Raw genomic sequence first — 14,362 nt, 5'->3', positions numbered from 1 at the left:
TCATAGATCAAACGAAGTCCTTTTAGCGTAAGATTCTGATCCACAACATGAATACAAGAGGTCTCATTCGCAAAAAGTGCTGCCAGCCCTCCCGTAGCAACTACGGTTGGACGCGTACCATATTCATCCATGATTCTGCGTACAATGCCTTCAACCTGACCGACGAACCCATAGAAAATGCCGGACTGCATCGCCGCTATCGTATTGCGCCCGACTACACTTGCAGGCTTGGCGATTTCGATTCGCGGCAGCTTGGCAGCACGAGTGAAGAGAGCCTCTGTCGATATCCCGATACCAGGAGCAATCGCCCCGCCCCAATACTGCGCCCGCTCGTCCACATAGCAAAAGGTCGTCGCCGTACCAAAATCGACAACAATAAGCGGTGCGCCATAATGATGAATCGCAGCAACAGCGTTCACGATTCGATCGGAACCTACCTCTCGCGGATACTCATACTTGATATTTAGTCCCGTCTTGATACCCGGTCCGATAATCAGCGCTTTTTGTTGCATATACTTCCCGCACATACGTTCAATCGTGAGGTTTAAAGGTGGCACGACAGACGAGATAATGACGCCTCTCACCTGTTCAAAGCCAAGCCCTACACTACCAAACAAGCTTTTGACGAGCATGCCGTACTCGTCTTCCGTTTTGTTACGATCTGTGGACACTCTCCAATGGTGTTGGAGCTCGTCGCCTTCATACAAGCCCAACACAATATTGGAGTTGCCTATATCGATCACCAATAACATCGTGGTCGCTCCTTACCGCTTGCGTGTATTCAGATCGAGGCTGATATCAAACGCTTTGACAGAATGAGTCAGCGCCCCTACCGAAATGATATCTACGCCTGTTTTTGCAATGTCACCAATCGTCTCCAGACTCACACCGCCAGATGCCTCGACAATGGCCCGCCCATTGATATACTGCACGGCTTCCACCATTTGATCGAGGGACATATTGTCGAGCATGATCGTATCTGCACCTGCTGCCAATGCTTCCTGAACCTGTTCAAACGATTCGGCCTCTACCTCTACTGTCATCGTATGCGGAATAACTGCGCGTGCCGCTGCAACAGCCTGTGCGATACCGCCCGCTCCTTTGATATGATTGTCCTTGATCATCACGGCATCATACAAGGCAAAACGGTGATTGTAGCCTCCCCCGACTCGTACCGCGTACTTTTCCATAGCCCTGAGGCCTGGCGTAGTCTTTCTCGTATCGACAACTCGTGCCTTCGTCCCTGCGACGGCTGCTGCGTATTCACTCGTTTTCGTGGCAATCCCAGACAAACGTTGCATTAAATTAAGTGCAAGCCGCTCTCCACTCAAAATCGAACGAACCGAGCCGCTGACTTCGGCGATCTGCTGACCAACCTCTACTCGTGCCCCTTCTACTACCTTTGCCTCAAAAACGAGAGCAGAATCAACCGTGGCAAATACTTGCTCCGCAATCGGCAGGCCTGCCACGATTCCTGCTTCCTTGGCATATAAAATGCCGACACCCTGCTCTGATTCAGGAATGGTGCTCATAGTCGTCACATCACCAAACCCCACGTCTTCCTGTAGCCATTCCTCTATTTTTCGCTGAAGCTCCCGTTTATTCCACATCATACTTCTCACACTCCTCTTGGACACCATCTTCTACGGACTGGATCAAATGCTTACGCCACACCAAGTCATCTTTATTCGGAAAATCAGTACGATAATGCCCACCTCTGCTTTCTTCCCGCAAAAGGGCCGCTCTCGTTGTTAGGACGGCAGCATTCAGCAGATTGAAAAATTCAAACGTTTCCAGGCTCTTGGGCTCGTACTGATAGTATTGCTCCATTCGCGCAAGCTCAGCTAGTGCTTTCGTTAATCCTTTATCGTCGCGCTTCACACTAACATGCCGCAGCATGAGCTTTTGCATTTTCAATCGTTGTTCACGTGTATTGAACGCTTGAGGCAGTTTTTGCTTGGAAACAACCTCAAAAGGATGGATGCCGGGCAAATCAGCAAGCTGCTTGATCCGCTCCGCGATCCGGTGACCGAATACAACCGCTTCCGATAACGAGTTGCTGGCCAGTCGATTCGCTCCATGTACACCTGTGCAAGAAGCTTCCCCGCATGCAAAAAGACGCTTCGTCGAGGTCTCCCCGTTCAAGTCAGTTTGAACCCCGCCCATAATATAATGGCAGGCAGGAGCTACCGGAATCCAGTCTGTCACCATATTGAGCCCGTATTGTAAGCAAAAATTATAAATCGTCGGAAAACGCCGCTTAATAAGCTCCTCCGATTCGTGGGTAATGTCGAGATACACAAACGTAGACTTTGTCTGCTCCATCTCGGAGACAATCGCCCGGGCGACAATATCGCGCGGTGCCAGTTCTTTTTGCGGATGGTACTTGTCCATGAAGCGATCGCCATTGCTGTTACGCAAAATGGCACCCTCCCCACGAACCGCTTCTGAAATCAAAAAGCGCGGGGCTCCCGGATAGTAAAGCGCAGTCGGATGAAACTGGATGAATTCCACATCTTTAATGCGAGCGCCCGCCCGATACGCGATTCCGATCCCATCCGCCGTAGCGATTTGCGGATTCGTCGTGTATCGGTAAAGCTGACCTGCTCCTCCTGTAGCCAGCACCGTTGCTTTGGCTTCCAGGAAAAACAGTTCGCCATCCGGCTTCCGCACGAGGACACCCACGCATTCACCATCCTGTGTGATGACATCCACAGCAAAATGATATTCCAGAACCTGAATGTTTGGCTGCTCCATCACTCGCTTGGACAAAGCGCGGACAATCTCTGCCCCAGTGGCATCTCCGTTTGCATGCAAAATTCGCCGTTTGCTATGCGCGCCTTCCTGTGTCAGCTCGTACTCCCCTTGTTCATCGCGGTCAAATTCCGTTCCATATGCAATCAGTTCATGCAAGCGATCAGGGCCTTCATGCACCAGGACCTCCACAGCGTTATACGAGCAAAGACCTGCTCCAGCGATTAACGTATCCTGTCGATGAAGGGCCGGAGAATCTGATTGGGCTGTTACAGCAGCGATTCCTCCCTGAGCCCAGCGTGTGTTACTATCATCGAGTCCCTTCTTGCTGATCAACACCACATCCGCATACTCACTCGTTTGCAACGCTGTATACAATCCAGCAATTCCTGCTCCAATAACAGCTACATCTGCCCTCATCCGAGGTAAGGTGTGCAAATCAAAGTCCACAATATAACGGGGAATCATGACTGTGTCCCTTCTCTCTTGTAACTGATGATTTTCCACCCATTATAGCAAATACACGCTTGAAGGAGATGCAAAAAAAGAGCACCCGCAAAAGCGAGCACTCCCCTTTATCCGATTAATTCGAATGCGTTACACATTCCTTGCACGTGCCATATACCTCGAACTTGTGTCCCGTCACCTGAAACTCTTCCGGTACAGCGGAAATGATATTCATCGGACATCCTGGCAAAGAAGAAGTCTTTCCACATTCCGTACAAATCACATGGTGATGATGGTGTCCATCTGTCGAACAGGCCAAACGGAATCTGCCTTCCCCGTCGAGCTCCGTCTCTTCCAGAATCCCCAGCTCAACAAAAGTGGAAATGTTGCGATAGACGGTATCGAAGCTGAGTGTTGGATACTGCTCCTTGATTCTTTCCATAATATCTTTGGCAGACAGGTATCGCTTCTCGGCCGCGCAGATTCGAATCATCTCCTCCCGCTTGCCGGTATACTTGAAACCATGTTCTTTCAATATTTGCAGCGCTTCTTCTACTTTCATCGACAAACACTCCTTCCTTTTGTCATATCCGGAAAACTCTTATCGGAAAGCGACCCGCAGCTTTTTTACACCCAATACAACCAGCATAACCAGTACTGCCATCAGTACAATTGTACCACCAGATGCCCAATCAAAGAGATAGGCAAAATACAAACCGCTTAACACGGAAAACTCCGCGAACAAAATCGACAAGAAAATCGTTTGACGAAAGCTTTTCGCGATTTGCAGACTAGCCGCTACCGGAAGGGTAATCAGCGCCGAGATTAACAGGACACCGACTATACGCATGGAAGCCGCAATCGTCAGAGCGACGAGCACCATGAACCACAAATTAATCGAACGTCTTGCCACCCCGGAGACGCGAGCGAATTCCTCGTCAAAGGAGACCGCAAAAAGCTCCTTGTAAATCAACACGACTGTCCCTAAAACAACAACTGCCACACCAATCAGCGCATACAGGTCTTCGATGGACACCGTCACAATTTTTCCGAACAAGTACGAATACAAATCTGCATTAAAACCGTCTGCGATGCTGATCAATACGGTAAACAGCCCAAGTCCCGCAGATAATATAATCGGAATCGCCAAATCCTGATACGCTTTGTACACCTTACGCAACCGCTCGATGAACAACGAACCGATCACCGCAAACAGCATCCCGAAAAACAGCGGATTGACTGCGGAGAAAAAGGCAACCTTTTTGGAAATGAGCATCCCGGCAGCTACACCAGACAGTGTGACGTGTGACAAGCCATCTGCCATCATCGACAAGCGACGAACAATGAGAAACGTGCCCAAAATAGGGCAAATCAGACCAATTAAAATCCCTGAAAACAGGGTATACCGCAAAAAGTCATACTGCCACCAATCAGCAAGCATGTGCCTATTCCTTCTTTCTTACCTATTTACAAAGCCTAATGATGATGAGACAGCAGTCTGACCGAATCACCGTACATACTTTGCAAGATTTTTTCTTGGTTATGCTCAAAATCGTGCGCTGTTCCGTGGAAGTGAATTTTCTTCTGCACACAAGCCACCTTGGTCACCCATTGCGACATGACTCCCACATCGTGGCTGACGATCATCATCGTCAATCCGTTCTCTTCCTTCAGCGAACGAAGTAGGCTGTAAAATTGATCGATCGATTCCTGATCGACACCGACCGTTGGCTCATCGAGGATCAACAGCTCTGGTTCAGCTACAAGAGCTCGCGCGATGAAAACGCGCTGTAACTGCCCGCCGGACAAGTTGCCGATGCGTTGATCCAGCTTCTCCAACAAGCCGACACGCTCCACCGCAGCCCGAACATTCTCATGATGCTGTTTCGTCAATCTGCGAAACAGGCCTACTTTCCCGACCAATCCAGATGACACGACTTCTCGCACCGTCGCCGGAAATCCACCCGCTCCATGCGCGACCTGTTGCGCGACGTATCCAATGCGGTTCCATTCACGAAACTTGGATAGTGGTTGCCCGAACAACTCCACTGTCCCTTTGTTTGGCGTCAACAGACCCAAAATCAGCTTCATCAGCGTAGATTTTCCTGATCCGTTCGGCCCGACGATGCCCACAAAGTCTCCGCGTTCCAGTGTGAATTCAACCTCATCGAGAACCTGTTTGTCTTCATATTGAAAGGAGACACCTGTGAGCTTAATGACAGGCACCTCTTGTGTATGTGGTTCCATGAAATATCCATCCCTTAAATCGGATTTGTTCTTATTTGATTCCCTTCATCGTACTACGATTTTGCCCGAACCACAAGCATCCTACTAATGAATGAAAAAATGCCGCCTGGCAAGCGACATTTTTTCGAGGGAAAACTTATTGGAGTGCAGTCTTCAATGTATTCATATTGTCACGCATAATGGACAAGTAATCACGACCCGCCTTTACGTCGTCTTCCGTCAAACCTTCCAACGGATTGAGCGTAGCCGTCTTCACGCCAGCTTCCTTCGCAATCACTTCCGCTACCTTCGGAGAAACCAACGTTTCGAACAGCACATAAGAAATATTGTGTTCCTTTACATGCTCCACCAAGCTCTTCAACTCTGTTGTGGATGGCTCATCAGAAGGATTGACCCCAGAGATCGCTACTTGCTCCAGCCCGTAGCGTTTTGCCAGATAGCTGAATGCGCTATGAGAAACCATGAATTCTTTCTTCGGCGCTTGCGTAACCATATCTTTGAACTCTTTATCCAGCTGTTCCAGGTCTGTTGCTAATTGTGTGAAGTTCTTTTCGTAATCAGCAGCGTGCGCTTGATCTTTTTGCACGAGCGTATTTTTGACCTTCTCTGCCTGTGCCTTCAGTTGCATCGGGTCGAGCCATACATGAGGGTCCAGATCCCCGTGGTCGTGCCCTGCTTCTTCTGCGTGACCTTCTTCTTTGTGGCCCTCTCCTTCATGCTCATGCTCGGCTGCACGAATCAGCTCGAGACCTTCCGTCGCATTAATGATCGTAGTTTTGTTTTTGTCGAGGTTGGTTACAGCCTTCTCTACCCACAGCTCTAAACCACTGCCGTTATAGGCGAAGATATCTGCTCCGGACAGAGCGACCATGTCTTTTGCGGTTGGCTCGAAGTCGTGAGGCTCTACGCCTGCGGGAACCAGATTCGTAACCTCCACATGTTCACCGCCGATCCGCTTTGCTACATATTCCAATGGATAAATCGTCGTGTATACTTTTGGTTTCCCTGACGCATCACTGCCAGCTTGCGGAGTCCCAGCCGTTTCGTTCGCTGCTCCACATCCCACCAGCCCCACTGCCGTAATGAAACTTAGGGCTGCCAACATAACTCTTTTCATCTATATTTCCTCCTGCTCCAATTCAAAATGATTCCGATTTACGTCTTCGTCGTTTTTCATTATACGGAGAGGAGCCCAAAAAGTAAATAGGATTTATTACGATTTAAAAATCATAAGTGTGCATCTTCTCTCCTGGCTCCACAATTTCTCCATCTCATTATGATAAAATAACTGGCAGGAGGTATGTCCAAGATGAAACGTAAATCATGGTTAGCCATTACTTTTATCACCGCAGCTCTGCTTACTGGCTGTGGCTCTACTGATCAAGCTGAACAGAATCATAGCGATCACACGCAGCACGCCCCCAATGGAGATTTGCAGGAATTGACTGCTTCCGCTGATCAGCTACCAAAATTTTTAGACAACCAAGACCCTGTCATTATCCAATCCTACAAAGTTGCTGCCGCAAATCGTGAGCTGCTCAAATCCATTCCATGCTATTGTGGTTGTGGTGAAAGTGCTGGACACGGGCATAATGGCAACTGCTTCATCAAAGAAGAAAAGTCTGATGGCTCCATTGTCTGGGATGACCACGGCACGCGCTGCGGCGTATGCATGGAAATCGCCGTTATTTCCGGCAAGCTGAAAGAAGAAGGCAAATCTACTAAAGAAATTCGTACCTACATAGACCAAACCTACGGGCAAGGCTACGGAAAACCAACTCCTACCCCGATGCCTTCCTAAGCACAGATAACAAGACTTCCCGGCGAGGAGGTCTTTCTTTTTTTCCTTTTTATGGAATAACATAGATTACCTTATGGGGCCAGGGCTTTGGTGCCTCTCTAGATGCATTGCCCGCCCTTGAGTCTGACTATATTTTTGGACCAAATGTAGGGATCGCCTTTTTCATTCTTGGCGTTATGCTGTTTCTTCGTTTGCTCCATGCCATCAGACGAGTAAAAGATGTTTACGGATCCTTGCTGTTATCCGGTATGATTGTACTCATCCTGAACATTTACCGACGAAAAGACATCCAGCCCTTAACCAAAATCTCCTAATAGAAAAAGGGAGTAAAAAGCCCCTGCGCTCTACTCCCTTTTTGCATTTGATCAGTCTGCCCCTTAAGCAGGCGCTACCGCAAGCATGCGCTCCAAGGAAGCACGTGCCGCATCTGCAACATCTGTCGGAACAAAAATCTCAGGCTTCATATTCTCCAGCGCCTCGACGCACTTCTTCAGGTTGTTCACCTTCATATTCGGGCAAACGAGGTACTTGGAAGCGAAAATGAACGTTTTGTCCGGGCTGTCCTTTTCCAGCATGTAGCGTGTGCCGTCTTCCGTTCCAATAATAAACTCTTTGTGCGAAGACTCACGGCAGTATTTCAAAATTCCGGTCGTGGAACCAACGTAGTCAGCCAGGGATACCACTTCTGGGCGGCACTCCGGATGAACGACTACCACAGCCTCTGGGTGCTGCTGCTTCAACGTCATGATGTCTTCTACAGACAGTTGGTCATGCGTGTTGCAGTACCCTTCCCAAATAATCATTTTCTTGTCCGTGAATTGGGATACATAGTGGCCGAGGTTTTTGTCCGGCACCCAAATGATCTCATCGCTGTCGATCGACTCGATCACGCGCTTCGCGTTGGACGACGTACAGCAGATGTAGGTTTCTGCCTTAACATCCGCAGAAGTATTGATGTAAGCCACTACCTTAGCATTTGGATGTTGTGCTTTGAGCTTGCGGAGCCCGTCTACGTTCACCATGTCCGCCATCGGACAGCCAGCCCGTTCATCGGGAATAATGACGGTCTTTTGGGGATTGAGAATTTTTGCACTTTCCCCCATAAAATGAACCCCACAGAACAAAATCACATCGGCATCCGTTTCTTTCGCTTTCTGCGCCAATCCAAAGGAATCGCCAATGAAGTCAGCGACTTCCTGAATCTCGGGACGTTGGTAAAAGTGAGCAAGAATGATGGCATTACGCTCTTTCTTCAACTGTAGCAGTCGTTCACGTAACTCAGCGTTGCGCTGGGCTTTTTTTTCTAACGCTAAAGCGTCCATGGAAAAAATCCCCCTACGGTGGTGTCATAATTTACGGTCATTGTAAGCGTATAACCTCACCTTGTCAACGTGGTACATTTTGAGCGAAAAAGCAGAAACCGGTCCGTACAGACGCAGCTTCTGCTCTTCATTCCCTTACTCGCCTTTTTCTCCCAGAACACGCTCCCGAATAAAGCGGGCAACGCCTTCCTCATTATGGTGTGGGGCGATATATTTGGCTACCTGCTTGATTTCGTCAGAAGCGTTTTCCATCGCGACGGAATATCCTGCGCCCGTTAATGCTTCACGGTCGTTTTCTGCATCGCCAAATGCCATTACTTTCTCTGGGGAGATTCCCCATTTTTCACAGAAGTATTGAAGACCTTCCCATTTGGATACCCCTTGAGGAATCACTTCGACATTCTGCTTTCCAGATGAAGTGATGGTCACTTGCTCGCTCCAAGGCTGTAGCTGCGCTTTCACCCACTCCAGACGATCCGGGTCATGATGCCAGATGAAGAACTTGACGATCTCTACTTCCCCGGACTCTACTTTTTCCAACATCTCTGCCAATGGCTCTATGCGAGCGAGCCTATAGTAAGGAAAATTCAAGATCGAGAATCCTTCCACAGACGCATCCTCACTCATGGTCGCTTCCAAACGTTCACGGTCTTCTTTGACCATCCAGCGATTGCTGTTGGTATCATGAAGCTCATAATAAATCGTTTCTTGCCTCAGTGCATGGATCGTACCGATTATCATCTCAGTAGGAAGGAGCGATCGACGGACCAGCGTGCCATCTCCTTCGAAAATAGCACCGCCATTGCTACAGACAAAGCCGTCAAAAGGAAAGGAATCGATCGGAATTTGAGCGGAGCCATACATCCTGCCCGTAGATAAAACGAGTTTGCAGCCTTGCTGTTGCAATTGGCGAAGTGCTTCTTTCGTGCCTTCTGTCAGCTTTGAATCGTGAGTCAGTAAGGTTCCATCCATGTCAAATGCAGCCATGCCTGGTGTAAGCAACATATCCAATCCCTCTCATTCGTTTTGGGTTTGCCTTTAAGTATGAGTCAACAAAGTGGAGGAGAAGAAAAAGCGCAGTTCTCTTCGACTCTGACACGCCAGCAAGGGGATTCACTGGCCGTCTCCACTTAAAAAAGGGGACCGTCGAGCCAAAGCCACCCTACGGGCGGAAGTTTCTCAAGGAAGAAGTGTTCGACAAGCGTGGTCCCCTTTTTTAAGTTCCGACTGGGGTGGCCTGTCAAGGTCTACGAGCCCTGCGCTTTTTCTTCTCACTAGCTTTATCGGTTCATCGACACCTTTAAAACTTAGGAGCTAAATACCCACAATATTTATACTTTCCGATATTGCAAAAAAGGGCACCTGAGGCGCCCCTTATTGTTTCGGTTCTTCGTTTGTATCTTCTTGTGTATCTTCTTGCTTTGGTTCTTCTTTTACTTCTTCCAGCTTCGGTTGAATGTTCACGACCACATCTTTATTTGCATCTGGATCGTTATCCATTTTACCTGTTTCGATCAATTGCTTGATCTGCTCAGCATCGAGAGTCTCTACACGGAGCAGCGTGTTCGCAATCAGATCGAGCTGATCACGGTGCTTCGTCAGCAATTCTGTACACTTTGCGTAGCACTCGTTGATAATATTTTGCATTTCGAGATCGATCTCGTAGGCAATCTTATCAGAGTAGTTACGCTCATTGCCATAGTCGCGGCCCAGGAATACCTGACCTTGACTCTTACCGAATTGCATCGGTCCGAGCTTGCTCATTCCGTATTCGGTAATCATGCTGCGAGCGATAGCAGTCGCGCGTTGGAAGTCATTATGCGCCCCGGTACTAATATCCCCGAGCACCAATTCTTCCGCAACACGTCCACCCAACAGGCCGACGATTTTGTCGAGCAGGTCTGATTTGGTAGCAAAGAAACGGTCTTCCTTCGGCAGCATCACGGTATATCCGCCAGCTTGGCCGCGCGGAATGATTGTTACCTTATGTACCATTTCTGCATTTCTCAAGTGGTATCCGATGATCGTATGACCAGCTTCGTGGAAGGCAACCAGACGGCGTTCGTCTTCGCTCACTACGCGAGACTTCTTCGCTGGACCCGCAATCACGCGGTCAATCGCTTCATCTACTTCGGTCATTGTGATTTGCTTTTTGTTTCTGCGGGCAGTCAAGAGAGCCGCTTCGTTCAGCAAGTTCTCCAAGTCTGCGCCCGTGAAGCCCGATGTACCACGAGCAATCACGTCCAGCTTCACGTCTTCGCCAATCGGCTTGTTGCGGGCATGAACCTTGAGCACCGCTTCACGGCCTTTGATATCAGGACGATCAACTGTAATTTGACGGTCAAAACGTCCCGGACGCAAGAGAGCCGGGTCGAGAATGTCAGGTCGGTTGGTCGCAGCGATCATGATGATCCCTTCGTTTCCACCAAAACCGTCCATCTCTACGAGCAACTGGTTGAGAGTTTGCTCGCGTTCATCGTGGCCGCCGCCGAGTCCAGCTCCGCGTTGACGACCCACGGCGTCAATCTCGTCAATAAAGATAATGCAAGGAGCATTTTTCTTAGCATTTTCAAACAGGTCACGTACGCGGGATGCACCCACCCCAACGAACATTTCCACGAAGTCAGAACCGGAGATACTGAAGAACGGCACACCAGCTTCGCCTGCAACAGCGCGCGCGAGCAAGGTTTTACCTGTACCCGGAGGACCTACGAGCAGTACCCCTTTTGGAATCCGAGCGCCAACCGCATTGAACTTACGGTTGTCTTTCAGGAAATCAACGACTTCCTCCAGCTCAGCCTTTTCTTCGTCCGCTCCTGCTACGTCGTCAAAGGTAACGCGTTTCTTTTCTTCGTTGTAAAGCTTCGCGCGGCTTTTACCGAAGTTCATCACTCGGCTTCCGCCACCTTGGGCATTGTTCAGAAGAAAGAAAAACAGGATGAAGATGATGACAAAAGGAATGATTGAGGTCAAGAACGTGAGCCAAATACTGTTGCCCTCCGCAGGATTGAACGCTACATTCTTCATCTTTTGTGCATCAATTTTCTCTTCGACTAGCTTTACAACATCTGAATCATACAAAGGAACATTGGTAAAAAATTTGTTGCTTTCCTGTCCCGGAATAGCTTTTGCCAACGTACCCTCAACCCTGTAAGTACCATTCTCTGGTCGAAGCGCCAACTCAGTGACGTTGTCAGCTTTTAGCTGTACCCGGAATTCCTGATATGTAAGTTTCCCAACCTTATCAGTACCGGAGAGGATGAAATTCACGATCCCGACCGTGACAAGAAAAATCAGTAGGTAGAACCCGGTATTACGAAAAAAGCGATTCATTCCTTACCTCCTCTCACGAACAGACACTTTTCACATTTTATCATAGAAAGTACGGTCTCCACAACAAACCTACTTCGTGTAGACCTCAGGCTTCAATACACCGATATAAGGCAGATTACGGTAGTGCTCGGCATAGTCCAAGCCATATCCCACAACGAATTCGTCTGGAACATCGTAACCCTTGTAATCCGGTGAAATATCCACCTTGCGACGCTCTGGTTTGTTCAAGAGAGTCACCACTTTTACAGAAGCGGCTTCCCGATGGCGCAACAGCTCTACCAAGCGGCTCAGCGTCAGTCCACTGTCCATGATGTCTTCTACAACCAGTACGTGTCTGCTTTGCACAGATGTATCGAGATCCTTCAAGATTTTCACCATGCCAGAGGACTCTGTTCCACTTCCGTAGCTGGAAACTGCCATGAAGTCCATTTCGCACGGAATGTTCATGTGACGGATCAGATCAGCCATGAAAATGACTGCGCCTTTCAGCACGCAGATGACCAATGGATTTTTATCCTTGTATTCTGCAGCCAGCCTCTCACCCAATTCTCGAACCTTTACCGCGATATCCTCTTCTGATAGCAAAATCTTCTCGATGTCTTGATTCATGAAAAAACCTCCCGCCAATCTTCTCCAAACTCTACCCGCACGTGTAGAAAACGCCTGGTCTGTCCATTGACAGGCGCTACGGCGGAACGGCGCACACCTGGTACCAAAATCACCTCTTCGCCCGCCGTCAAAAGCGGAAGTTTGTCACGCCATGCTCGCGGAAATTTGGCATCGATTAATAAATCCTTTAGCTTCTTTCCATCTGCTGAGCCAAACAGGGTGATGCGGTCTCCAGGTTTTCGGTTACGCAAATACAGCGATCCTGGCAACTGATCGGCATCAAAGACCGCTTCATTCGCAGGGAGTCGCTCCCAATCCATGGGACCTTCCAGGTAAGTAATATGTACCGTGGCCTTGCTCTCGTCGATCCAGGTTACACCGGGAACGGCGAGCTCGTAACTATACGTATGTATGCGATCCTGTCGCTTTCTACGACGAAAAGTGATTCGCCCGTACACCCGGTCCACTACCAGGCCATTTGGCAAATGCAATTCCGCAGAAGGGCGACTTCCCCCTAGCATGTGCAAAACGGTCTCCACATGTTGCGAAGACCATTCGGTATGTTTTGAGAGATAACTTAATATTAGAGTAATCATTCTCCTTTGTAAAGCAACGTCACAAGTTTGAAACTTGTCATTGTCCATCAAAAATGCTTCAGGTTTTTTCTCAATCGTTACCTCTTTCAGCTGCTCAATCGCCAGCCTCATTAAAAGCGCTTCGTCCTGCCGGATTGCCTCCGCGGTAGCCAAGATATGCTCCCGATATTTGTCATTCACTTTTTCCAATAAGGGCATGACATCCAGACGCAGCAGATTGCGCGTATATTTGCGCGATTGGTTGCTGCTATCCTCACGGGGGACGAGTTGATGTTCCCGACAGTAGCCTTCCAGTTCTTGACGCGTTTTATGCAAGAGCGGACGCACGAGCTCAATCGGGCAATCCGCAAGCATTCTCCGCTTCGGCATCCCTGTCAGTCCATGCAACCTGCTGCCTCGTACAAAACGAAAGAGAATCGTTTCCACCTGATCGTCAGCATGATGGGCCAATGCCAGCTTGGTCGCTCCTTGCGCCAGACCTACCTCTCGATACAGCCGATAGCGAATGTCCCGACTCGCCTCTTGCCCGCCCAGACCCGTTTTTTCCATATAAGCGGGGACGTCATACTCAAAGAGGTGGAAAGCCACGCCGAGTTCGCGGCACAGCTCTTCTGCATAGCGTGCGTCCTGCCTTGCTTCTTCCCCACGAAAGCCGTGGTTCAAATGGACAGCATGCAGCTTCCAATGATACTGGTATTGTTTATTGAGAGAAGCCAATATATGCAACAGTGCGGTAGAATCGTTGCCACCGGATATCCCGACGACAACGGTCTCACCTGGAAGCAAAAGCCCCTCGGACTCAATCTCGTTGCGCACGCTTGCCAGCATAGCGGGCTCCTTTCCAAATCGTCAGAACCGAAATTCCAAATATAAGTCCAGAAGCAATCGCGCCGGCTACCATCAATGTTTTGGTCGCCTGGGTAATTCCTCCGACATAGTCGTTGTTTACAAAAGCAAGCATGGCTTTGTAAGCCAACGATCCCGGTACCAGTGGAATAATGCCCGCAACGCTAAAATTCGTAGAAGGAACTCGCAGTATAATAGATAAGAGCTGACTGAGCAAAGAAACAGCAGCAGCAGAAACAAACGTCGACAACAAGACCTCTGCACCGTAGATAGGAAGAATCGAGTAGAAGAGAAAACCGACCACTCCGGCTAAACCACCCGCTACGATTGTTCGAACCGGCACATTAAACAGCACACACCACGCTACTGAAGAGGCGAAGCTAAGCGCCAATCCTTGTAACAACATC

14 protein-coding genes (1 of these 14 cut by a window edge) are annotated in these 14,362 nt (G+C 49.0%); 1 reads left to right on the top strand and 13 read right to left on the bottom strand.

Features of this window, described 5'->3' with window-relative positions; all coding sequences use genetic code 11:
• From HP567_RS03425 to HP567_RS03395, 7 genes are all read right to left on the bottom strand, one after another.
• A protein-coding gene (locus HP567_RS03425; RefSeq protein WP_088910223.1) for a type III pantothenate kinase crosses the window boundary here: on the bottom strand, positions 1-752 show its 5' portion. Its footprint begins 16 nt before the window's first position; 752 of the gene's 768 nt are visible here — the first part of the coding sequence; its start codon is at positions 750-752; the stop codon falls past the left edge of the window.
• 12 nt (positions 753-764) lie between these two features.
• Entirely contained in the window at positions 765-1,613 is an 849-nt protein-coding gene (nadC, locus tag HP567_RS03420; RefSeq protein WP_173612075.1) for a carboxylating nicotinate-nucleotide diphosphorylase, read from the bottom strand.
• Positions 1,600-3,222 carry an L-aspartate oxidase gene (gene nadB / locus HP567_RS03415; RefSeq protein ID WP_173612076.1) on the bottom strand — a complete coding sequence of 541 codons (1,623 nt, stop codon included), beginning with the start codon at positions 3,220-3,222 and terminating at the stop codon, positions 1,600-1,602. The genes nadC and nadB overlap by 14 nt, the downstream gene beginning before the upstream one ends.
• Positions 3,223-3,337: 115 nt before the next feature.
• Positions 3,338-3,763: a Fur family transcriptional regulator gene (locus HP567_RS03410; RefSeq protein ID WP_016740938.1), complete on the bottom strand. Its 426-nt coding sequence runs from the start codon at positions 3,761-3,763 to the stop codon at positions 3,338-3,340.
• Positions 3,764-3,802: 39 nt separating this feature from the next.
• A complete protein-coding gene (locus HP567_RS03405; protein WP_173612077.1) occupies positions 3,803-4,642 on the bottom strand; it encodes a metal ABC transporter permease in 840 nt (279 codons plus the stop codon).
• A 35-nt stretch (positions 4,643-4,677) separates the two neighbouring features.
• Positions 4,678-5,448 carry a metal ABC transporter ATP-binding protein gene (locus tag HP567_RS03400; RefSeq protein ID WP_173612078.1) on the bottom strand — a complete coding sequence of 257 codons (771 nt, stop codon included), beginning with the start codon at positions 5,446-5,448 and terminating at the stop codon, positions 4,678-4,680.
• Between the two features lie 136 nt (positions 5,449-5,584).
• Complete coding sequence (locus tag HP567_RS03395) at positions 5,585-6,565, bottom strand: metal ABC transporter substrate-binding protein (protein WP_173612079.1); 981 nt, start codon at positions 6,563-6,565, stop codon at positions 5,585-5,587.
• Between the two features lie 192 nt (positions 6,566-6,757).
• On the opposite strand from HP567_RS03395, the gene HP567_RS03390 reads away from it, so the two are divergent.
• Positions 6,758-7,249, top strand: a complete 492-nt coding sequence (locus tag HP567_RS03390) for a PCYCGC domain-containing protein (protein WP_047074514.1) — start codon at positions 6,758-6,760, stop codon at positions 7,247-7,249.
• 377 nt (positions 7,250-7,626) lie between these two features.
• Here the strand turns inward: HP567_RS03390 and nadA are convergent, their stop codons facing one another.
• The 6 genes from nadA to HP567_RS03360 all read right to left on the bottom strand — a co-directional run bounded on the left by nadA (position 7,627) and on the right by HP567_RS03360 (position 14,361).
• Positions 7,627-8,571: a quinolinate synthase NadA gene (nadA, locus tag HP567_RS03385; protein ID WP_007729946.1), complete on the bottom strand. Its 945-nt coding sequence runs from the start codon at positions 8,569-8,571 to the stop codon at positions 7,627-7,629.
• A 135-nt stretch (positions 8,572-8,706) separates the two neighbouring features.
• Positions 8,707-9,576 (bottom strand): HAD family hydrolase, encoded by an 870-nt coding sequence (locus HP567_RS03380; protein ID WP_173612080.1) that lies wholly within the window; start codon positions 9,574-9,576, stop codon positions 8,707-8,709.
• A gap of 369 nt (positions 9,577-9,945) precedes the next feature.
• Positions 9,946-11,904: an ATP-dependent zinc metalloprotease FtsH gene (gene ftsH / locus HP567_RS03375; protein ID WP_173612081.1), complete on the bottom strand. Its 1,959-nt coding sequence runs from the start codon at positions 11,902-11,904 to the stop codon at positions 9,946-9,948.
• Between the two features lie 69 nt (positions 11,905-11,973).
• Positions 11,974-12,513: a hypoxanthine phosphoribosyltransferase gene (gene hpt / locus HP567_RS03370; RefSeq protein WP_173612082.1), complete on the bottom strand. Its 540-nt coding sequence runs from the start codon at positions 12,511-12,513 to the stop codon at positions 11,974-11,976.
• Positions 12,510-13,937, bottom strand: coding sequence for a tRNA lysidine(34) synthetase TilS (gene tilS, locus HP567_RS03365; protein ID WP_173612083.1), 1,428 nt, complete (start codon positions 13,935-13,937; stop codon positions 12,510-12,512). The genes hpt and tilS overlap by 4 nt, the downstream gene beginning before the upstream one ends.
• Positions 13,909-14,361, bottom strand: a complete 453-nt coding sequence (locus HP567_RS03360; protein WP_173612084.1) for a threonine/serine exporter family protein — start codon at positions 14,359-14,361, stop codon at positions 13,909-13,911. The genes tilS and HP567_RS03360 overlap by 29 nt, the downstream gene beginning before the upstream one ends.
• Position 14,362 lies beyond the last annotated feature (1 nt).

The organism is Brevibacillus sp. M2.1A (genome assembly GCF_013284355.2).
Taxonomy (GTDB): domain Bacteria; phylum Bacillota; class Bacilli; order Brevibacillales; family Brevibacillaceae; genus Brevibacillus.
The sequence above is the reverse complement of the archived record's forward strand: the minus strand, read 5'-3'. Positions and strand labels throughout refer to the sequence as shown.